The organism is Candidatus Aminicenantes bacterium, from assembly GCA_026393855.1.
GTDB lineage: Bacteria > Acidobacteriota > Aminicenantia > Aminicenantales > UBA4085 > UBA4085.
Genome location: JAPKZJ010000011.1, coordinates 66,818 through 87,143, shown reverse-complemented (window position 1 = coordinate 87,143; position 20,326 = coordinate 66,818). Strand labels below are relative to the sequence as shown.

The following is a 20,326-nucleotide window of genomic DNA, read 5'->3' as shown; positions in this document are numbered from 1 at the left end:
CCATGTCAAGGCTTCGACCGATCACCCTCATCCTCATCCTGGTCCTGGCTTCGGCCCTCCCCCTGGCGGCGACCGTGACCTTCTCGCCGGCCCAGCCCGCAATCGGCCAAACGGTGACCTTCGTCCTGAATCCCGCCCAACCCAATCTCGACAGGTCCCGTATGATCACCTGGAACTTCGGGGATGGGACCAGCCTTCAGACCACGGTCCTCGTCCTGACAGCCTCCCACGCGTATGCCTCCTCCGGGTCTTTTCCGGTGTCGGTTTCCTATTTTTACCTCTTAGCCAGCGGCGCTGCGGCGCCTATAACTGAACAAGCCACCGTCCAGGTCCCGGCGCCCAACCGCATCGTCGTCTTCTCCCCGTCCCAGCCCAACGTCGGCGAGCCGGTCACTTTCCAGGCCCAGAACTTCCTCACCCCGAACACCGTCGATTGGGACTTCGGCGACGGCGTCACCATCAACGACGGCGGCGCCGTCCAGACTCATACGTTCAACGCGGCCGGAGCTTTCCTCGTCCAAGCCCGGGACCAGGGCGGCAGCGCGGCGCCGACGACGGTGTCCGTGCCGGTGACGAACAAGCGCCAGATCCAATTCTCGCCCGCCGCCCCAAAAACGGGGCTGGCGGTCCAGTTCCAGGCCATCCAGTTCACTACGGGCTGCATCAAGTGGAGCTTCGGCGATGGAACCATCCTGGCCCAAGGCACGACCGCGGCAAGCCACATCTACGCCAAGCCCGGCGCGTTCCAAGTGACGGCCCAGGACAATTGCGGCAATTCCCCTTGGACGGGCTCGACGACGGTTTCCGTGGCCCCCTCGCAAGGCCCGTTGGCCGGGTTCGACGTCAGCTACGGTGTTCTCCGGTTCGCGGACGGCAAGACTTCGAAGCTGGTGCCGCGCAACACGACGGGTCTGGCCGCCTTCGCCGACCTGAAGTTCGAGGGAACGGGGACCATTCAGGTCGAATGGCGCGTCGACGGTCAGCCGTTCCGGACGGACAGCCAAACCCTCACCTTCGCCCAGTCGATCACCATGAGCTCCGGCACTCTGCCCGGCCTACCCACGGCAACACCGGGGCCCCATACCGTGGAGCTTCGGTTTCTCCAGCCTCACACCGCCTTCAGCTTGTCGCCCATCGCCTACACGGTCGTCGCCGGGCGGCCGGCAAACGCCGGCCCCATCGTCGAGACGGTCACGCCGGGCGAGCTGGAGCGCGGCAAAGAATACGAGCTGCAACTGGACGGCCGGAATCTGACGCAGGGAACCTCCTTCGCCTTCGGATTCGGCGTCGGCATCGTCCAAGCCCCCCAATTCCAGGCCGGCTCCCGGGCCAAGCTCAAGGTTTTCGTCTCGCCCACGGCCAAACTCGGGGACCGTTCCGTCAAGGCCTCCAATCTCACCGGGACGAATGACGGGCCGGGCAAGATCACGGTCGGCGTCACGGTCATGCCCAAGCCCGAGGCGACTCCGAACCTGGTCTGCCCGGACCTTTCCGAAATTCCGCGCTTCGCCATCGAGCTCAAGTCCCCCTGGTTCTGGGCTTATCCGCCGCCGGGCGCCCCGGTCCAAAAGGGAGACGTCATGGAGACTCCGCCCATCGGCGACAAGTATCTCCATCTTTCGACCATCGACGACGCCACCCTTCTGAAATGGGATTTGCCGTTCGCCTATTACGATTACGTCGAAGTCCGGTTCTTCAAGCCGACCGGCCAGAAGCTCGTCCTCAAAAAGCAGCTGCCGGGATCGCCGGAATCTCTGCGGCTTTCGGGCGACGTGTTGGCCGAGCTTTTCGAAGCCCTTAAGCCTTCCACCGGCTTGGTTGTCAATACCGGCCTCGTCCTGACCGGGCAGAACAATCTTGCCCAGGTCTCTGACCTCAGCCTGTTCGGGGGTGGGAGCGGCGAATCGGGCCCCACCTACGAATCGTTGTACGCCGAAGGGCTCAAAGCCGGGGCCGACATCGCCTGGCAGGTCGCGGCCTTTCGCGTCTACCCATGCGTCCGCGATTCCAAGTCGCCGGGCGGCAAGACCTATCTGCAGCAGCCGGTGGAGGAAGCCGTCTCCGAGCTATGGCTGTTCAACCTGCCTTCGACCTTCACCGGCCTGGCCTGCGGCGGCGCGGGTTCCCAGAAAGCCGGGAACTCTATCCAGGCCGTCAACAAGACGGCCGGCGACCGCGATCAGAAAGCCGGGCCGAACACTCCGACTTCCAACGCCAATTTCGTCGGAGACCTCATCGAGCTCAAGGGCTCGTTCTCCCTCAAGGAATCTCCCTACGCTTCGCACGTCGCCGCGGGAAACTCCGTCAAGATCGAGAACCTGTTCATCGATTGGGGCGACGGCTCGTCCGCGGTGCCCGTCATCGGCAAAATGGAGGGGGGAGGGAGCTGGTCCAAAGAGAAGAAGATCACTCTGAACGGGGGCTTGTGGCAGAGCCACCGTTACCAAGCCGAGGGGACCCATACCATCCGGGTCTTCCAGCTCTCGGAAGACGACATCCAGGCGCCCAAGACCGACTTTTACGCCGCCTTGGGCGAGGCCGTGACGCCGCCGCAGCCCGGGGGCGATCCCTACAAAATCATTTTGGAATCCGCCCAAGGCCCTCTGCCCATGAGCGGCCAGGAGCAGGAACCGAACCCCCTGTCCACCGCCCTGCCCCGGGCCTACATGATCTTCTGTTCCAACATCCTGATCAACCACTACGCCGACCAATGCGCCGCAGGGCCGGTGCATCTCGTCTCGCTCGAGATTCTCAATTTCCCCGGCCACGACATCATCCTGCCCGGGAAAGGCTCGTCTCAGGACGGGGTCATGATCCGCAAAGACCTCGTCGCCGCCTATGCGGGCATCTATGCCGTCGCCGTACAATGCGACCAAGCCCTCATCGCCCGGGCCCGTCTCCGCTATTTCGGCGCCGGATCGGTCGAAATAACCTGGCTCGTCGATGGCATCCCGGTCCAGAATAAGACCTATACCCTGGCCTCGAAGGAACGCGCCAATCTCGGTCCGGCCGCCAAGACCGGCTGCGCCGACGCCGAGGTGGATGATTTCGTATTCACGTCCCAGCCGTTTTCGGTGGCCGTCCTGGGCAAACACAACGTCCAAGCGCGGGCCGAATTCACCCCCCAATACGGCATGGCCGGATTGGGCGGAAGCGTCAACCAGGCCGCCGCGAACCTGCTGGCGATCCTGACTGAAAAAACCGGGCCGCCGCTAAAGAAGGACGGTTCGGGTCCGGCGGCCGGCGAAGCCGCTGCCGCCGTCGGAGGCCAGGGATACGATCCCTTCGCGGCCAAGCTGGCCCTGGAAGAAAAAGCCGGCCTGGCCGTCCCCCAGATCGGGCTCCTTTCGCCGAACCCCGAGACCAAGGGAAGGCCGGCCGTCGTCTACCTCAACGATGCCCTGAAGAACTACGATGCCCCCTCATCCCCGAACGGCCCCTGGGCCGGGGATTCCGCCCTCGGGCCCGGCACCCGCCTGACGTCCGAAACAAAAGGCTACATCGTCAACGAAGTCCGGGACGTCAAGTTCTGCCGGATCCTCTTTCCGACCAGCGGGGGCGAATTCACCATCTCCGACCTGGGCAGCAGCATTCAGCTCCAGGGCGAGGTTTACAGCGGCAAGGGAACCCTGATCTATAATATCCGAACGGCGGGCGCCGCCGTCGAGAAAGCCTTCGCGCCCGGAACAGCCTTCGCCGGGTGGACGATCGAAGAATCGAGCGGCCGCCTGTTGCATGGGACCCTGGACGCGACTCCCGTGAACGGCGGGACGCTCGCCTTCCCGGCCAACATCAGCGGGCTTCTCAAGCGGTTCCAAGGGCAGGTTGACGGCCCGGCCTTGACCCCCCTGACGGCAGTCTTCGACCTGGAGCTGAAGGGCGTGCATGGATCCTTCCTGGCTTCGGCCGCAGGCAATGCCGGGCAGCCGCCGGCCTGGAAATCGGCCGCCGGCTCCTTGAATACCGAGGGCGATTGGATGGCTGCGGGGCTGTCTCTCAGCCAGTCGGCCATCGGCCTGACCGGCTTCCGAATCGAAGCCCCGGCCGTAACCGTGGACTTCAGCCGCCAAGCCGCGCCGTCGAACGCGTCCGGCGAAGCCGCCGGGCCCGACTGGCTCGGCGTCTACCTCGATCAGGCGGTGGTCACCCCGGCCACCTTCGGGTTGGCCGGGACGCAGTCGCCGGCCATGACCAATCTCGAACCCTGGCGGATCAAGGACGGAGGGCTATACGGTTCAGTCCGAAGCGGGAGCTTCTCGGCCAAAGTCGATCAGGCCTCGGTTTCCTTCAACCACTTGGACTTTAAAGTCGCCGCAGACAAGCCCGAAGGGACGTATTTCCTCTGCGCCATCCACGTGCCCTGGATCGAGGCGATCCTGAAAGGCGATGCCGTTCTCCAGCTGATCAGCGACGCGGAGGGGTACGGAACGAATTGGTCGGGCCTGACGGCCGATCCCGTTACCATCCAATATGCAGACAAAGGCCGCATCACCATGACCGTGGACGGCCTGGTCTGGGGCAGGGATTCCCGCGGCTGGCGAGCCCGAGGGCATGCCGCGGTCGCAACCGAAGCCGAGGGCAAGCCGTTCGCCGCCTTCCACCTCAACGGGCTCAACTTCGGAACGGACGGCCGGACCTATTTTGACGGGCCGACCTGGGGCACCCATGTCGGCCTATCCGGGAACGCGGTCTTCGGCGGAGCAACAGCCGCCTTGAAGGGCGTCCAAGTCGATGCGGCAGCGAGCGGCGCCGACCGTTTGGCCTTCGGCATCGAAACCGAAATCTCGATCTCGCCCGATTCGAGCTACATTCCGGCGACCGCCGTCCTCATCCACTACCGGATCTATTCCTCGGGAGGCGCGGACCATGCCGTCCAAGGGCCCTGGAACTCTCCGTTCTCGAGCCAGGTCGTCTTTCCGCTGGGAAGCCAGGAGATCGATAGCGCCATATCGCCATCCTATAATTATGATCCGAACGCTGCCGACCCGGCGGAGGATGGCTCCGCCGGATCCGCCGGCCCGTTCGCCGCGGCGGCTCTGGCCGGTAAAGCCGGGAAAAACATGCGTTTCGGCGGCGAGATCGACCTGGCCATGTTCGGTTGCGAAAGCGTCAAAGGAGCCTTCGTCCTCGGCTATCAGAACGGCAAGAGCTTTTTCCTGCTCTTCGCCAAGTATGACAATCTGGTCCTTCCCTTAAGCCCGGTGCCGTTGGCCATTTTCGGCATCGGAGGGGGGTTCGCCTACAACTTCCCGGCCGAGGTCTTCCGGCACGGCGGCCTGGCCGAAGCGATTCCCGACATGGCCGGAACGGCCGCTTTCGCGGCCGTCATGACAATCGGGACGACGGACCGGTTTACGATCATGGCCGATGGGTACATGATCCTCAGCACCGCCGGCTCGGCCGAAATGGGTTTCCAGAATGCCCAGCTCATGCAGATGGGCAATTTCGGCGGATACATCAATTATTACAACAAGGCCGTCAACGCCAAGGTCTGGGGCGGGCTGGACCTTTTCGGCGGGCTGATCAATTTCGACCTTGGGACCGAAGCAAAGCCGGCCATCGCAGCCTACTTCGGCCCGGGAGGCTGGTACGTCTACGCCGGCCGCAAGGCGGGCCCCCGGATCAAGGCCACGATCTTCAAGATCGGGGGCGCGGACTCCTATCTGGAGCTCGACAGCAAGGGGCTCCGCATGGGCGGCTCCCAGAAGTTCGAGTTGAACGTCGGCCCCAGCCTCCTCAACGGCTACGTCAGGTCCTGGATGGATATCGGCCTGGCCATCGGCATCGATCCATTCTTCATGGAAGGATCGTGGTCGCAGGGCGTCCGTGCGGGGGGATGCGCCTTCGGCATCTGCGAAGGCTTCGAGGTTTCGGCGACGATCTCCGCCCATGTTCCCAATCCGACGTTCATGAAAGCTGTGGCGCATCTCGATTTCGGCATCCTGGGAACGGCCGATCTTGAAGTGGGGCTGGCTCTCTGAGGAGATTCTTCATGAAAAAACACCATCCTCTCCCGGCTCTTATCGTTCTCCTCGCCCTTGGCTTCCTTGTCGGCGGTCTTCTCATCGCCTCCGTCGGAGGCCAGGCACCGGGCCCCGCCCGAGCCGACGCCTGTCTGGCGGTTTCGGACGGCGGCGGCGTCGTGCGTCTCCTCTGGCCTGTCCCCCGGGCCGGCTGGACGGCCGGAGGCTGGCAGATCCTTGACCAGTCCGGCCGGGAGCTGAAGCGCGTCAGGGCCGGCGATATTCCGTCAGCGGCATCTTTTTCGCCGGAAAAGGCCGCCTTGCTCAAGACCCTGGCCAAAGGGCTGCCGTCTTTTTCGTCCGATCAGGAACGGGAGTCATTCTATTTCGTCCTCTTAGGCGACATCGTCACCGACCCCGTTTTCGCTCGGGCCGCAGGATTCTCGGCCACCCTGGACAAGATCCCGGCCGGGCAAAAGTCCTACCGGGTCGTCAGCTTAACCATCGACGGCAGGCCCACCGGCCTCTCTTATCAAAGCCCGGCCGTGGACGCATCCGTTCCCACCCTCCCCCCGCCCGCTCCCGCGGCGGCGAGAGCCTTGTCCGCTGCCGAAGGCGTCCGCCTCTTCTGGACCAGGTCCGCGGACCCCACCGCCCAGGTCACCTACGCCTATTTTGTCGAGAGGAAAACCGAAAACGACCCCTTCGTCGCGATCCAAGCCAAGCCGCTTCTGCTGGCGGCCAACCTGAACCCGGAAGCGCCGGTTCTTGTCGACGCGGAGGCGCCCCTGGAGAAGCTGGTCGAGTACCGGATCTTCGGGGCCGACGCCTTCGGCCGGAGAAGCGGTCCGGCCGAGATTTCGGTCTACCATTACGATCACGCCGCCCTGGAGCCTCCCGTCGATTTCAAGGCGACCGGCGGACAAGGCCGCAATGTCCTGGAATGGAAGGCTCCGGCCCAGGCGCGGCCGGGAAAGATCTTGGTTTGGCGCGGGCTGACGCCCGCGGGGCCCTTTACTTCCCTTTTGCCGGACGGTCTGTCTGCCGGAAACACGCGCTACGAGGACGCCGACGTCAAGGGCGGCCTGAGCTATTTCTATCAAATCCAGGTTCTCGGAGCGAATCACCGGGAGGGCCCGCGATCCATGGTCGTTTCCGCGTCCCCAAAAAGCGCGAGCCCTCCGGCCCGCCCCGCGGGTCTGACGGCGGAGCTCGAGCGGACCCGAATCCGCTTGAATTGGAAAGGGACGTCCGGCTCTATCCTGGCTGGTTACCTCGTCGAGCGGAAAGACAAAAATGGAGACTGGGTGCGCTTGAACGACCATATCGCCGCCGAAACGATCTACGACGACTACGGCGGCTCGGAAGGCCCGGCGACGTGGAGCTACCGAGTACGGGCCATCGCCCTGGACAACCAGGAGAGTCCGCCGAGCGCAACGGTTGAAGTCGTGGTCCCCGATCGCTCCCTGCCGCCCGCGCCCGAAATCCTTTCGGGCGACGGCGGCGGCGGCAAGGCCGTCGTCCGGTTCCGGCCGGGCCAACCCGAGTCCAGGTCGGCCCAATTTGTCGTCCTGCGCAGCGGCGATCCGCGCGAAATTGGGGTTGTCCTGGGCCGTCCCCTCCCCGCCGCGGCCCGGGATTCCACCGATCCGTTTGTCGAGCCCGGGGCGGAATACTGGTACCGGGTCGTGGCCATCGGCCCCAACGGCAATCGCAGCGATCCGTCGGCTGCCGTCTGGGTCCGGATCGGGCCGCCGCCTATTCCGGCCCCGGCCGCGCCCAGGGCCGATCTCATCCTCAAACCGAGCCCGTTCGTCAGGATCCTGTTCGCACCGGCGCCGCAAGGCCTGGAAGCGGTCTTGGAGAGGAAGCTCGCGGCCGAGAAGGATTGGGTGATCCTGTCCGCGGTCTCGCGGGGCGGTGAAGTCGTGGACGCCGACCCGCCGGCGCACGGCAAAGCCGAATACAGAATCGCTTATCGGACCCGGAGCGGGGTATACGGGCCCGCATCGCCGGCCGTGTCTATCCAAAGGTAAAAGCCGTTTATTCGGGCCGGGTTCTTCTTTCCCGGTCGGGTCGAGAGCCGAATTCAGCCCGCAGCGTTCGGGCCGTAGATGCCGAAATCCCGGGCCGCGTCGAAGAGGGCCAGGACGTTGTCGGGCGGGACGTCGGCCTGGATGTTGTGGACGTTGGCGAAGACATAACCGCCGCCGGGGCTGAAGGCCCGGATGTTGCGGCGGACTTCCTCCCTCACCTCGGCCGGCGTTCCCCGCGGCAGGATTTTCTGCGTGTCGATCCCGCCTCCCCAGAAAACCAGCCTGTCGCCGAAGCGGGCCTTGAGAGAGGCCGGGTCCATGCCGCGGGCCGCGACCTGGACCGGGTTCAGGGCGTCGATCCCGTTGTCGAGCAGGTCCGGGATGTAAGGCAGGATCGAGCCGCAGGAGTGGTACCAGATTTTCGCCCGGGTGCGGGACTTGATGTAAGAAACGAGCGCTTTCTGCCGGGGTTGAACGATCGACCGGTAGATGCGAGGCGGAAAGAGCGGGCCATCCTGCCCCGTCAGGTCGTCGCCGATCATGATGACGTCGACGACGTCGCCGGCTTCGTCCAGGAAGCCACGAAACCAATCCAGCCAGTAGCGGAGCGTGCGGTCGAGAAGCGTCTCGAGGATTTCGGGCTGCTCCATCATGTCGATGAAGAGATTTTCCAGGCCGCGCATGTACCAGCAGATCTCATAGACCACACCCGAGATGCCCGAGATGACGGCGTAGGGCGTCTCGCGATGCAGCGTCAAGGCCCTTTCGCGCAAGCCGGCAAAGCGGCTGGGGTCGCCGCCGTTGGGGAACGGGTATTGCCTGATCTCGTCGAGCGACAGCCCCGCGAGCGGGGAATGGCTGATGTCGAAGTAGTTCGGGGCGTCCTCGGGCCTGGACCAGACGACGCCGAATTCGTCCTGGAAGTCCTCCCACAACCGGCCATCCCGCTCGCGGCGCACGACGCCGCCCTTGAAACCGGCGGGCGCGCCGGCGGCGACGTACCGCGTGTCGACTCCCAGCCTTCGCAGCACGGCTTCCGAGGGCCGGGCCAATTGCTGGACCAGATCCATGATCTCGATCGGCTCGCTCCAGCCCAGCCGGGCGATCAGGTTTTCGTAAGCGACGCGGTGAATGCCGGTCTGGTTCCCGCCCAGGTCGATCGGGACGCGGTCAGGGACGCGATGGTCGAGCGCCGCCAAGACCCGCTCGCGGGAGGTCATCGGCCCTTCACCGCGGCCAGGTAGTTGCCGGCCCCGACGACCACGGTTGAGGCCACCAGGACGAGCAGTCCGGCCGCCACAAGCCACATCGTCCGCCGCCGGGAGCCTTTCCATTCGCGCAGCAAAATCCCCCAGAGGTTGCTGAAGAGGATGATGAAGGCCATGTGAATGGTCCAGCTCGAAAAGTCGTAGCGGCCCATCCGGGTCGTGCCCATGCCGTAGAAGAAGAACTGCATATACCAGGTGACGCCGGCCAGAGCCGAGAAGATCAGATTGGGCCAGAACGGCGCCTTCGGCCCGGCCGCCGCGGCGGCGGCGTTCTTGGCCCGGTTGCGCCGGATCAGGTATCCGCACCAGATCGCGTTGGTGGTAAACCCGCCGGCCAGGGCCACGATCAGGACCGGGAAATTCTGGAACAGGCTCGGCGTCCCCAGGCTCAGGGCCCGCTCGGCGATAGGCTTGCCGGCGGCCAAGGCGAAGGCCATGCACGAGCTCATGACGCCCGAGAAGACCGCCACCCAGATCCCTTTGGCAAAATTGAGCTCGGGCGAAGCCGCTTTGCGGTCCGCGGTCGGAACCTCTTTCTCGCGCCGCGCCCCGGCCCGGCCGCAGACGGCGATGCCGGCCAGGCAGACGAAGACGCCGGCCAGGGTGATCTGCCCGGACAGGGACGAGGCCAGGCTGCCGAATTGGCCCTGGAAGACGGGCGGGACGATGGTGCCGAAGACGGCGCAGAAGCCGAGGGCCAGGGCCATGCCGAGGCTGAGGCCCAGGTAGCGCATCGACAGGCCGAAAGTCAGCCCGCCGACACCCCAGAGCAGGCCCAGAATATAAGTCCAAAAGAGGCTGCGGGCGGGGGCGCCGCGCAGGATCTCGAGGAGCCGGGGCGAGGTCAGGAAGGCGGCGATCCACGGCGCGACGATCCAGCTGAAGACGCCGCCGGTGATCCAGTAGCGCTCCCAGGCCCAGCCGCGGACGCGCTTGTATGGCAGGTAGAAGCTTCCGGCGGCCAGGCCGCCGACCCCGTGCAGAAAGACACCGAGAAAGGGATAAGCAGACATGATTGCCGCTAGATTACAACGGCCCCCGCCGGAAATCAACGCATCCCGGGCTGGAACTTGACTTTCCCCCCCCGGAAAGCGAAAATACGCCTTCAAATCCTTGATTTTCTAAGAAATAGACCGAATTCGAATCATCCTCGGGGGATCGTTTTTGGTCGAGGAGAAGCACTTATGACATTGCTCGAGAACCTTAAGGCGAAGGCCAAAGCCAACCCCAAGCGGATCGTCCTGCCGGAGGGCGAAGAGCCCCGCACCGTCAAGGCGGCCGTCCAGATCCTGCACGAGAAGCTGGCCCAGATCGTCCTGGTCGGCAACCGCGAGAAGATCGAAGCGGTGGCCAAGGAACAGGGCGTCGATGTTTCCGGCGTCCCCTCGGTCGATCCCGCCACCTCGCCCAAGTTCGAGGAATACGTCCAGGCTTACTACGAGGCCCGCAAGGCCAAGGGCGTGACCGTCGAACAGGCCCGCAAGCTCATGACCGACACCGTCTTCTACGGCACGATGATGGTTCACAAGGGCGAAGCCGACGGGCTCGTCTCCGGCGCCCTCCACTCGACCGGCGACACCATCCGGCCGGCCCTGCAGATCATCAAGACCAAGCCGGGGATCAACATCGTTTCCAGCTCGTTCATCATGATCGTCCCCGACTGCGAGTACGGCGACCAGGGCAAGTTCGTCTTCGCCGACTGCGCCGTCATGCCCAACCCCACGGACGCCGAGCTGGCCCAGATCGCCATCGCCTCGGCCGAGACGGCCCGGGTTCTCGGCGGCATGGAGCCGCGGGTGGCCATGCTGTCGTTCTCCACTTACGGTTCGGCCCAGCATGAGATGGTGGAGAAGGTGAAGCGCGCCACGGCCCTGGCCAAGGAAATGGCACCCGGGCTCAAGATCGACGGCGAGATGCAAGCCGATGCGGCCATCATCCCGAAGATCGGCAAGTCCAAGGCCCCCAACTCGCCCATCGCCGGCCAGGCCAACGTCCTGGTCTTCCCGGACCTGCAGTCCGGCAACATCGCCTACAAGCTGGTCGAGCGGCTGGCCAAGGCCCAGGCCATCGGGCCCATCCTGCAGGGCATCGCCAAGCCGGTCAACGACCTGTCCCGCGGCTGCTCAGTGGACGACATCGTCCATTTAGTCGCCATCACCTCGCTCCAGGCCGCCGGCCTGTGAGGACGGGGTCTTTCTAGAACAGAAGCCAAGGAGAACGCCATGCAAGTCCTGTCCCTGAACTGCGGAAGCTCGTCCGTCAAATATCGCCTCTACGACTACACTAAAAAAGAAACCCTGGCCACCGGAGTGGTCGAGCGGGTCGGCATCGGCAAGAGCTACATCAACCAGGCCGGCCTGGGCCGCGAGCCGATCAAGTTCGACCACGAGTGCGGCAACCACAAAGACGCCATCAAGCTGATCATCGACACCCTGCTCGACCCCAAGATCGGGGTGGTCTCCGACCTCAAGGAGATTTCGGCCGTCGGCCACCGGGTCGTCCACGGCGGCGAGAAGTTCACCAAGTCGGCCCTCATCACCAAGGAAACCATCGAGACCTTCAAGAGCCTGTACGGCCTGGCCCCCCTGCACAACCCGCCTAACGTCCTGGGCATCGAGGCGGCCATGGACGTCCTGCCGTCCATCCCCCACGTGGCCATCATGGACACGGCCTGGCACCAGACCATGCCGCCCCACGTTTACATGTACGCCCTGCCCTACGAGTGGTATGAGAAGTACGGCGTGCGCCGCTACGGCTTCCACGGCACGTCGTTTCTCTATGTGGCCAAGCGGGCCGCGCTGCTGCTGGGCAAGGACCCTTTTAAGACCAATCTGGTCTGCCTCCACATCGGCAACGGCGTCTCGGCCAACGCCATCAAGAACGGCGTCTCCTACGACACCTCGATGGGCCTGACCCCGCTCGAGGGCCTGGTCATGGGCACCCGGTCCGGCGACCACGACGCAGCCATCGATCTGATGGTCATGGAGAAGGAAGGCATCGCCCCGGGCAAGATGAATGACATCCTGAACAAGAAGTCGGGCGTCCTGGGCATTACCGGCAAGTACACCGACCGCCGCGACATCCAGGTGGCGGCCGAGGCGGGCGACGCCCGGGCCCAATTGGCCGTGGACGTCGAGGCCTACCGGGTCAAGAAGTACATCGGCGCCTACGCCGCCGCGATCGGCGGCGCGGACGCCATCGTCTTCACGGCCGGGGTCGGCGAGATGTCGGATCTCATCCGCGAGAAAGCGCTCGAGGGCCTGGAGTTCATGGGCATCAAGCTGGACAAGGCCAAGAACGCCCTGGCCAAGACCCGCAACGCCGAGACCGAGATTTCGGCTGCCGACTCCAAGGTTAAGGTCTTCGTCATTCCGACCGACGAGGAGCGGGTCAACATCGAGGACGTCATCGCCATCCTCGAGGGCAAATACGACGAGCACACCCGCTTCACCTACCGCTTCCAGTCGCCCGCCTACGAGAACTCGCAGCGCGAGCAGGACTTCCGCAAGGAATGCGAGAGGAAGCCGGGCCTCAAGGACATCCAGGTCAAGCCCAAGAAGTAAGCCGGCCCGAGGAGGCCCGTTTTCAGCGGGCCTTCTCCAGGGCGTCTTTCTCGACGGCGGCCAGCCTCATCTCGGCCTGGGCGGATTCCAGCTCGGACTTCAACCGGGCCGCTTCCGTCGCCGAGACCAAGCCCAGTCCCTCCATCGTCGTCAATCGCTCCATCTTCACTTGCAGGGCCTCGACCTTGGACTGGGCGGCCTTGAGGCTTTTCGAAGCCTCGGCCAGACGGCCCCGGATCTCGACCTCAGCGGCGCCGGCCTTCCCGTCCAGGAAGCTTTTGCGAAGCTCGATGCGGCCCCGAATCTCTTCGACCTTCGCGGCGGCAACGGCCGTCGCCATCCGAGAATCGGCCATCTCCGTCTCGGCAGCCATGCCCACGGCCCACAGGTTTTTGAGCCGGTCGGCCCGGACCGCGACCATCTTCATCCCGAGCTCGGTCTTCTCCAGGTCCAGCTGGAGCCGCTCCAGAACGAAGTCCCGTCCGCCCGCCCGAGGGGCGAAGAGCTCGTCCCGCGCCGGCTCGCCCGTCGCCTTGACTTCGTCCAGACTCACCCGGGACCTCTTGACGCCCAGCTCGGCCTCGGCCGCCTGCAAGGCCGTCGTCTTCCCCTCGTCGATACCGACCAGTCCTATCTTGACCTGCCGGCCCGTCTGAGCCGCCTCGGCCTGCAGGACGGCCAGCCGGGATTCGGCCAGTCGGACGTCCGTCTCGGCCCTGGCGATCTCGATCTTCTTCCGCCAGGAGTCCTTGATCATCTCGGACGCCTTGATGACGGTGACGCCGGTCGTCAGGAAGGCCACCGCCAGGACGACCGCCGCCATACCCCGCGGCACGGCGATCCGGCCGCGGGCGGGCCGCGAGAGCCGGGTCCGGCGATATTCCGAGGCCAGCTGCCACTCCAGGTTCTCGACGAAACGCCCGTCGGGCACGAGGTTCTTATTCAGGGTCTCGCTCATGATCTCCTCCGTTGTCGTTGATTTCGGGAAGCTTCGTCCGCAGGGACCGGCGGGCCCGCCTGAGAAGCCCCTCCACGGCGCGCTCGGAGATGGCCATCTCCGAGGCGATTTGCCGGACGCTCTTCCCGTCGAAATAGAACAGCTCCAAAGCCTGGGCTTTCCGTCCGCCCAGGGCGGACACGGCCAGGCAGATATCCAAAGCTTTAGCGGGGTCCTTGGCAGGTCCCGCTCCGGATGTCCCCTCCGGGTCGAGCTCGACCCGATAGGCGCCTTTGAACCGCCGCAGGTGGTCGATCAGAATGTTCAGGGCCACCCGCTTCAACCAAGCCAGCGGCGCGTCTGGAGCAGCCATGCGGCCCCAGCTTTTCAAGGCTCGGAGATAGGTCTCTTGGACGATGTCCTCGCTCAGCTCCCGGATACCGCCGGTCCGCCGGGCCAGGTACGCGTAGAGAGGGTGCACCGTTTCCCGGTATATCGTCATCCATTGTTCTTCAGTCACGACTTCGGCTCCTTTGAAGAAGGCGTTCACTACCTATGACGGCCGAGCCCGGCGAAAACCCACGTTTGGCTCTAAATGGCGGGTTTTCCGGGACGCAAGCCAACTCCGCAGGCTTCCTGCTATAATAATCCGGATAAGCACCATGCCGATACCTCCAGACCCCGTCCGCGCGCCGAAGCGCCGACGGCTCCGCAACATTCTGATCTTCGCGGGCATCGCCATCGTTCTTGGATATTTGATCGGATCCCTCAATGATCCCTTCGTCTTGATCCTCTACGGGCAAGCTGTCTTTTTCGTAGCCGCCATCGTCCTCCTCCGGGCGATCAGGCCGAATCCGATCATCCTGGCTTTGGTGATCCTCCTCCTCGCCGCGCAGGCTCTGCGGCAGCGCGAAATCTCCATCGTCCTCGGAATCGCCCTCCTGGTCGTGCTGGCGGCGCTGGGCTGGCAGCGGGGGCCCGGTTGGAGGAAGGCCGTCTGGATCTCCTTGTCGCTTCTCATCGTGGCGGCGCCGATCATCTACGTTCTTCAGCCTCATAAGCCGGCCCAAGCCCTCCCCGCGGGCGGCCGGCCCGCGACTGCGGCGGCCTTCGAGTCGCTGCCGTATCTCTCGCACGTGGATCACAGGGTCGAAAAGAAGGACGGCGTGCTGGTCTACGATCCTGCGGCCGCGTTCCCCGGCCTGAATCTCTACAATTCCTACTACAAGCCGGGCGCTTGTCTTCTGGACATGGCGGGGAACACCCTGCACACATGGCTGCCGCAGGAATCGCCCTACCGCTGGCAGTACGTCACGGCCTGCGCCAACGGCGATCTCCTGGTCTGCGTCGAGGACACCGAGCTGATGAGGCTGGACTGGGATTCGCGGGTTCTCTGGCGCAAGCCGATGAGGACCCACCACGAGATCGCCGGGGCGGACAACCAGGACATCTACACGCTGATCAGCCGGGAAGAGGTCGTGCTGCTCCACTTCCTGCCCGTGCCGATCGTGGACGATTATGTCGTCGTCCTGTCGCCCGAAGGGGTTGTCAAGAAACAGATCTCCCTCTACAAGGTCCTCGAGAAACAGCTGTCCATTTTGAACGTCGTCGCCATCTATGCCCGGATCATCAACCCCCAAGACCTCTTCTGGCGGGCGATCACGGCCAGGCTGTCCGGCCGGCTCCTTCTCCCGCGCGTCACCTCATTTGACCCTTTTCACACCAATTCCATCTCGATCCTCGGCCGGGACGTGCCCGGCCTGGGCCGCCGCGGCAACGTCCTGGTGTCGATGCGGTCCCTCAACCTCATCGGGATCGTCGACATCGAGGCCGAGACGCTGAACTGGGCCTGGGGGCCGGGCGACCTCCAGGAACAGCACCACCCGACGCTTCTGGACAACGGCAACCTGCTTGTCTTCGACAACGGCACGAAGCGGAAATACTCCCGCATCATCGAGCTCGACCCGCGCGACAAATCGATCGTCTGGGAGTATCGCGACGCGGGCCCGGCGCCGTTCTATTCCAATTGGGGCGGCACCGCCCAGCGCCTGGGCAACGGCAACACCCTGATCACGGAGACCAGCGGCGGGCGCGTGTTTGAGATCACGAAAGACGGGAAGATCGTCTGGGACTTCTATAATCCCGACAAGCAGGGAGACGGCCGCCGGGCCTCCATCTACCGCATGACCCGGATCGTCGATCCGCAAATCCAGTCGGCCTTGCTGAAGAAAACGGAAGAAGGACGCTAGGCGGGAGCGGCCGCCTTCTGCTATCATCAAAGGCGAGGTTTCCCAGATGAAAGCCGTTGTTTTGACCGGAGTCCGATCGGTTGAAGTCCGCGACCTTCCGGACCCGAAGATCCAAGCGCCCGACGAAGTCCTGTTGCGGACGGCCGTGGCCGGCTTGTGCGGGAGCGACCTGCATTATTTCATCTCCGACCAAGTGGGGAGCGAAAAGGTCGTCTACCCGGCCGTGGTCGGGCATGAATGCTCGGCCTTCGTGGAAGCCGTCGGGCCGGCCGTGACCAAGGTCAAGCCCGGCGACCGCGTGGCCGTCGAGCCCGCCATCTCCTGCGGCCGCTGCGACCAGTGTCGGGGCGGGCGGCCCCATACCTGTCGAACGGTGGGATTCCTGGGCCATCCCGGCGAGAAGGACGGCTGCCTGGCCGAGTTCTTCACCATGCCCGAGCGGAATCTTTTTCCTTTGCCCGACGGCGTCACCTTGAGCGAAGCCATGCTGGCCGAGCCCTTGTCGATCGCCCTGCATGCCATCCAGCTCGGGGGCGGGCATCCGGGCCGTTCAATCGGCGTGCTGGGGACAGGGCCCATCGGTCTCTGCGTGGTCATGGCCCTGAAGGCCGTCGGGATCAGCGAGATTTACGCCAGCGACCGCTCGGACGCCCGCACCCAGGCCGCCCTTCGGGCCGGAGCCTTGTGGTCCTCCAACCCCGACCGCGAGGATATCGTCCGAGCCGTGCTGGACCGCCAGCCGCTCGGCTTGGACGCCGTGTTCGAAGTCAGCGGTGATCCGGCCGCTATCGAACAAGCCATCGAGCTGGTCAAGCCCGGCGGGACTATCTTCCAGATCGGCATCCCCCTGGCCGAGCGGATCACCTACCCCATCGCCCGCCTGCGGCGCAAAGAGATCGCCATCCGGAATGTCCGGCGCCAAAACCGCTGCCTGGAACGGTCCCTCCTGCTCATCGAGACCAAGCACCTCGAGGTAGCCTGGCTGGCCAACCACGAATTCGCGATCGCCGACGCCCCGCGGGCCTTCGCCATGGCCGCCGACCGGACGGACGACGTCCTGAAAGCCTCGATCAAGTTCTGAGCTGGGCCGCGCCTCCGGACTATGCCTTGAGAGGATCGAATTCCATCAGTTCCACCGGGGCTCCATCGTGGAGAATCATGGCCACGCGGACCCCGCCGGACGGACTGGACGGCGGGCCAAGGAGCGTCTTCCCGATCAGCGCCTCGTCCAGGTCGTCAACCACGAAGGCGAGATGGGGCACGGCGCGGATAAGCTCGTGGATCGGGCAGTCCGGGTCGAAGCGCATCCACTCCACGCCATAGGGGCTGGTCGAAAACCCGGCTACGTGGATTTTAAGATGGGCGTAATAGACTTCTCCGGGCCTCGGGATCGTCGTCGGGATGCCCAGATGATGATAGCGCCAGCCCCATTCCGCGACGGCCTCGGGCGGCTCGTGATCGCGCCTGATATCGGCCATGGCTGACCTCCTGCGCCGGATGGGCGCAGTCACTTCATGATCGTTTCGAGGAACTTCAACAGGTACTCGGCCTGGGGGCGGTCGAAGGTCGTCTGGCTGATGTACTTGAAGCGGACGGCTCCCTTCGCGTCGATCAAGAGCACGGTGGGGACGTTCTGCTCGATCTTGGATCCGCCCCAGTCCAGCGTGAAGAGACCCAGCCCCTTGGAGACCTTGGCCCCGTCATCGATCAGAATGGGGAACGGCAGGGGGATATGGCCCTTCTCATAGAGGAGGCGGCGGGGGAAGGCGGTCCGCATCAGAAGGAGGCGGGCCTTCCCTTTCTCGTCCAGCTTGTCGGCGTCGGCGGGGTTTTTCCAGGCTTCGATGTCGTTCAGCTGGTCAGCGAAATCGTCCACCCAATCCTGGACCATGGCCCGGGAATAGGGTAGGACGAAGAGCACCTCGAGGTTGTGAGACTTGCGGAAGCCGGTTTCTTTCTCCAGCGCCGTGAGGTCCGCATACTGGTAGTTGCAGACGTGGCACCAGTGGTTCTCACCGGCCAGGCCGCGGGGGAAAATCAAGAGGATATTCTTGCCCGCCAGGCCCGCGATGCTCGCCTCGCCGCCCTGGAAGACGGGCAGGGCGAAGTTGGGCATGGTCTGGCCCAGAGTCACGGGCTTGAGGTCCTGCGCGGACACCGAGCCGGCGCCCAGGAGGGCGGCCGCCAAGGCCAGGATCAGGACCGGACGAAACAAATGCGTTTTCTTCATAGCCGTGTTCTCCCTTCGATCATATTCTAACCCAATCCAGGCGGGATGCGTTCCCTCCCCTTACTTCAATCCAAGATACCGAAAGTCACGGAAAACGACGGTCCCCTCCCCCGCCGCGAAAAGGGCGATTTTGAGGGTCCCCCAGGTCCGGAACGTCTCGTGGTGGTAGCCGGACATCTCCAGCCCGCCTTCGAGCTTGGTCCAGGTCCGGCCGTCGGAGCCGATGAAGAGCTCGACATCGTGGGCCGTGTTCCGGATTTTCAGATAGACACGGCCCACCGGCGCGGGCAGCGTTTCCCAAGGCCGGGCGCGAAGATACGAAGTCGCTGTCCCGTCCTTGATCCCGATCCCGCCGAAGGCCTGGCCGTCATAAAAGAGGAGCAGCCCGGCCTCGGTGGAGGAGGGCGCTTCCATTTCGACCTGAGTCTCGTACGAATGATTCAAGGCCATAACGGTCAGAATGGCCGCTTCCGCCGGAGATTTCCCCCGAGCCTTCATCCGCAGGGCGCCGCCGCCCGCCTGGAAATCGTCCGGGCTTTCGCTCGCGTCCCAGCGCCGCCAGGGCAAGCCCAAGCCCGCCGCCGTGAACGGATCCGACAGCGGGAAGCCGTGGCCCACGTTCTCGCCGGTCGGCTTCCGGATGGCCCCCCCGGGATCAACCCCGGTCGGGACGCGAGGCCAGCCGTCCGGCGTCCACTCCACGGGGAGGAGGAGGGTGGATCGACCGAGCGTGCGGAAGCCGTTTTCGTAGCCGTGGTAGAGCATCCACCACTTCCCGTCGGCGGCCTCGAGGATGGTGCCGTGGCCTTGGGACCACCAGCGCTCGGCCCGGCTTTTCGTCCGGAGAAGGGGGTTTCCAGGCATATTCGTCCACGGGCCGGACGGCGTCTCCGCCCTGGCCACGACAATCATATGGCTGGTCGATGGCCCGGCCGTCCCACCCTGGGCCGAGATGAGGTAAAAGAATTTTCCCCGCTTGAAGAGCTTGGGGCTCTCCAGGCACATGCACTCGATGTTCCATTCCCGCGGGATCGGCCAGCCGTCATAGAGCTTGACCGGGGCGCCTTCGACCCGCCGGCCGTCCGGAGACAAGCGGACCATCATCCCGTCCGAGAGATAGAGATAACGCCGGCCGGCTTCGTCGGCGACATGCCCAGGGTCGATGCCACCGACGCGAAGGTCGATCGGATCGCTCCAAGGGCCGGCTGCGTCCTTGGCGGTGATGACGAAATTCGTGCGGCGCTTTTTGCCGTCGGGGTCCGTGACCAGGGCGGGAAAATAGATGAAGAACTCGTCTTTCCAATATCCGATGTCGGGCGCCCAGACATCGCCGACCGCTTTGGTCAGGGCGGGTCCCAACGGCCGCCAATTGACCAGGTCGCGGGAGTGCCAAACCAGGAGGCCGGGCACGGCCGTCCCCGGGGTATTGGTCAGGTAATAATCCGATCCGACCCGGACGACGGACGGGTCGGGATAGACACCGGGCAGGATTGGGTTGAGGTAGGTCCCGTTGCCCCGGTCGGCCAGCGGCTGGGCTTCGGCCTTGACCCGGGCCGCCCGATCGGCCGCGGGCGCCGAGCCGCTGAAGACGGCGGCACCGGTCAAAGCCAAGCCGGCCGCGAGCGAGGCCGCGGCCAGACGCCTGGTTCCAACCGTCATCCGAGGCAATCCTTAAGGCCGTGGGCCGCAACATAGAGCGACCCGACGCCGGATAGCTGGTAAGCGACGCGCAGGGCTTCGGCGATCTCGGCCTGCGTCGCGCCGGCGGCCAGGGCCTGGGCGCCCAGCGACCGGACGCCGTTGACCGCCCCGTGGGCGGCATCGAAAGCCAGAGCCATCAAGAGCTTGAACTTCCGCGGCAGGGCGCCGTCGGCATAGACCAAGGCGTTCATCTCCGCGATCTTCTTCATGAATTCGGGGTCGAGCTTTTCCAGCGAAGCCAGCGGATGGTCGGGCATAGGGGGTCTCCTCGTCGATGACATGAATCTCCTCTATGATACCAAAGGCAGCCGAGCCGCTCCAACCGGCCCAGCGGGAGGAATCCGGAGCAGGAAGATGATAAAATGCCGCCATCGAGGAG

General features: G+C 64.7%; 14 protein-coding genes. 6 read left to right on the top strand and 8 right to left on the bottom strand.

Translation table 11 applies throughout. From position 1 onward, the window contains the following. Positions 1–2 precede the first annotated feature (2 nt). Together NTZ26_01700 and NTZ26_01695 are read left to right on the top strand one after the other, a co-directional pair. Complete coding sequence (locus NTZ26_01700) at positions 3–5,981, top strand: PKD domain-containing protein (GenBank protein ID MCX6559205.1); 5,979 nt, start codon at positions 3–5, stop codon at positions 5,979–5,981. A gap of 11 nt (positions 5,982–5,992) precedes the next feature. Next, positions 5,993–7,999: a hypothetical protein gene (locus NTZ26_01695; protein MCX6559204.1), complete on the top strand. Its 2,007-nt coding sequence runs from the start codon at positions 5,993–5,995 to the stop codon at positions 7,997–7,999. 53 nt (positions 8,000–8,052) lie between these two features. On the opposite strand, the gene NTZ26_01690 is transcribed toward NTZ26_01695, so the two are convergent. Together NTZ26_01690 and rhaT are read right to left on the bottom strand one after the other, a co-directional pair. Then, positions 8,053–9,219, bottom strand: coding sequence for a hypothetical protein (locus NTZ26_01690; GenBank protein MCX6559203.1), 1,167 nt, complete (start codon positions 9,217–9,219; stop codon positions 8,053–8,055). Beyond that, the gene (rhaT, locus tag NTZ26_01685; GenBank protein ID MCX6559202.1) at positions 9,216–10,280 is read right to left on the bottom strand and encodes an L-rhamnose/proton symporter RhaT; all 1,065 of its coding nucleotides are present in this window, start codon (positions 10,278–10,280) and stop codon (positions 9,216–9,218) included. Before rhaT ends, NTZ26_01690 begins: the two co-directional genes overlap by 4 nt. A gap of 171 nt (positions 10,281–10,451) precedes the next feature. Between rhaT and pta the strand changes: the two genes are divergently transcribed. After that, positions 10,452–11,450, top strand: coding sequence for a phosphate acetyltransferase (gene pta / locus NTZ26_01680; protein ID MCX6559201.1), 999 nt, complete (start codon positions 10,452–10,454; stop codon positions 11,448–11,450). Positions 11,451–11,489: 39 nt separating this feature from the next. Further along, positions 11,490–12,830, top strand: coding sequence for an acetate kinase (locus NTZ26_01675; protein ID MCX6559200.1), 1,341 nt, complete (start codon positions 11,490–11,492; stop codon positions 12,828–12,830). Between the two features lie 22 nt (positions 12,831–12,852). On the opposite strand, the gene NTZ26_01670 is transcribed toward NTZ26_01675, so the two are convergent. After that, positions 12,853–13,788: a hypothetical protein gene (locus NTZ26_01670; protein ID MCX6559199.1), complete on the bottom strand. Its 936-nt coding sequence runs from the start codon at positions 13,786–13,788 to the stop codon at positions 12,853–12,855. Next, entirely contained in the window at positions 13,769–14,287 is a 519-nt protein-coding gene (locus NTZ26_01665) for a sigma-70 family RNA polymerase sigma factor (protein ID MCX6559198.1), read from the bottom strand. The genes NTZ26_01670 and NTZ26_01665 overlap by 20 nt, the downstream gene beginning before the upstream one ends. Positions 14,288–14,429: 142 nt before the next feature. On the opposite strand from NTZ26_01665, the gene NTZ26_01660 reads away from it, so the two are divergent. Together NTZ26_01660 and NTZ26_01655 are read left to right on the top strand one after the other, a co-directional pair. Continuing rightward, the gene (locus NTZ26_01660) at positions 14,430–16,016 is read left to right on the top strand and encodes a hypothetical protein (protein MCX6559197.1); all 1,587 of its coding nucleotides are present in this window, start codon (positions 14,430–14,432) and stop codon (positions 16,014–16,016) included. Positions 16,017–16,062: 46 nt separating this feature from the next. Beyond that, entirely contained in the window at positions 16,063–17,097 is a 1,035-nt protein-coding gene (locus NTZ26_01655) for an alcohol dehydrogenase catalytic domain-containing protein (GenBank protein ID MCX6559196.1), read from the top strand. Between the two features lie 19 nt (positions 17,098–17,116). Here the strand turns inward: NTZ26_01655 and NTZ26_01650 are convergent, their stop codons facing one another. The 4 genes from NTZ26_01650 to NTZ26_01635 are packed head-to-tail and all read right to left on the bottom strand — an operon-like array spanning position 17,117 to position 20,204. Further along, positions 17,117–17,494 carry a hypothetical protein gene (locus NTZ26_01650; protein MCX6559195.1) on the bottom strand — a complete coding sequence of 126 codons (378 nt, stop codon included), beginning with the start codon at positions 17,492–17,494 and terminating at the stop codon, positions 17,117–17,119. A 29-nt stretch (positions 17,495–17,523) separates the two neighbouring features. Further along, positions 17,524–18,246 (bottom strand): redoxin domain-containing protein, encoded by a 723-nt coding sequence (locus tag NTZ26_01645; GenBank protein ID MCX6559194.1) that lies wholly within the window; start codon positions 18,244–18,246, stop codon positions 17,524–17,526. Between the two features lie 60 nt (positions 18,247–18,306). Further along, positions 18,307–19,905 (bottom strand): family 43 glycosylhydrolase, encoded by a 1,599-nt coding sequence (locus tag NTZ26_01640; protein MCX6559193.1) that lies wholly within the window; start codon positions 19,903–19,905, stop codon positions 18,307–18,309. Continuing rightward, a complete protein-coding gene (locus NTZ26_01635; GenBank protein MCX6559192.1) occupies positions 19,902–20,204 on the bottom strand; it encodes a carboxymuconolactone decarboxylase family protein in 303 nt (100 codons plus the stop codon). The genes NTZ26_01640 and NTZ26_01635 overlap by 4 nt, the downstream gene beginning before the upstream one ends. Positions 20,205–20,326 lie beyond the last annotated feature (122 nt).

Bases quoted from the DNA above. Each gene is read 5' to 3' on its own strand.
- rhaT (MCX6559202.1), bottom strand. From the start codon at position 10,280: ATGTCTGCTTATCCCTTTCTCGGTGTCTTTCTGCACGGGGTCGGCGGC.
- NTZ26_01660 (MCX6559197.1), top strand. From the start codon at position 14,430: ATGCCGATACCTCCAGACCCCGTCCGCGCGCCGAAGCGCCGACGGCTC.
- NTZ26_01700 (MCX6559205.1), top strand. From the start codon at position 3: ATGTCAAGGCTTCGACCGATCACCCTCATCCTCATCCTGGTCCTGGCT.
- NTZ26_01650 (MCX6559195.1), bottom strand. From the start codon at position 17,494: ATGGCCGATATCAGGCGCGATCACGAGCCGCCCGAGGCCGTCGCGGAA.
- NTZ26_01675 (MCX6559200.1), top strand. From the start codon at position 11,490: ATGCAAGTCCTGTCCCTGAACTGCGGAAGCTCGTCCGTCAAATATCGC.
- NTZ26_01635 (MCX6559192.1), bottom strand. From the start codon at position 20,204: ATGCCCGACCATCCGCTGGCTTCGCTGGAAAAGCTCGACCCCGAATTC.
- NTZ26_01640 (MCX6559193.1), bottom strand. From the start codon at position 19,905: ATGACGGTTGGAACCAGGCGTCTGGCCGCGGCCTCGCTCGCGGCCGGC.
- NTZ26_01670 (MCX6559199.1), bottom strand. From the start codon at position 13,788: ATGAGCGAGACCCTGAATAAGAACCTCGTGCCCGACGGGCGTTTCGTC.
- NTZ26_01690 (MCX6559203.1), bottom strand. From the start codon at position 9,219: ATGACCTCCCGCGAGCGGGTCTTGGCGGCGCTCGACCATCGCGTCCCT.
- pta (MCX6559201.1), top strand. From the start codon at position 10,452: ATGACATTGCTCGAGAACCTTAAGGCGAAGGCCAAAGCCAACCCCAAG.
- NTZ26_01645 (MCX6559194.1), bottom strand. From the start codon at position 18,246: ATGAAGAAAACGCATTTGTTTCGTCCGGTCCTGATCCTGGCCTTGGCG.
- NTZ26_01695 (MCX6559204.1), top strand. From the start codon at position 5,993: ATGAAAAAACACCATCCTCTCCCGGCTCTTATCGTTCTCCTCGCCCTT.
- NTZ26_01655 (MCX6559196.1), top strand. From the start codon at position 16,063: ATGAAAGCCGTTGTTTTGACCGGAGTCCGATCGGTTGAAGTCCGCGAC.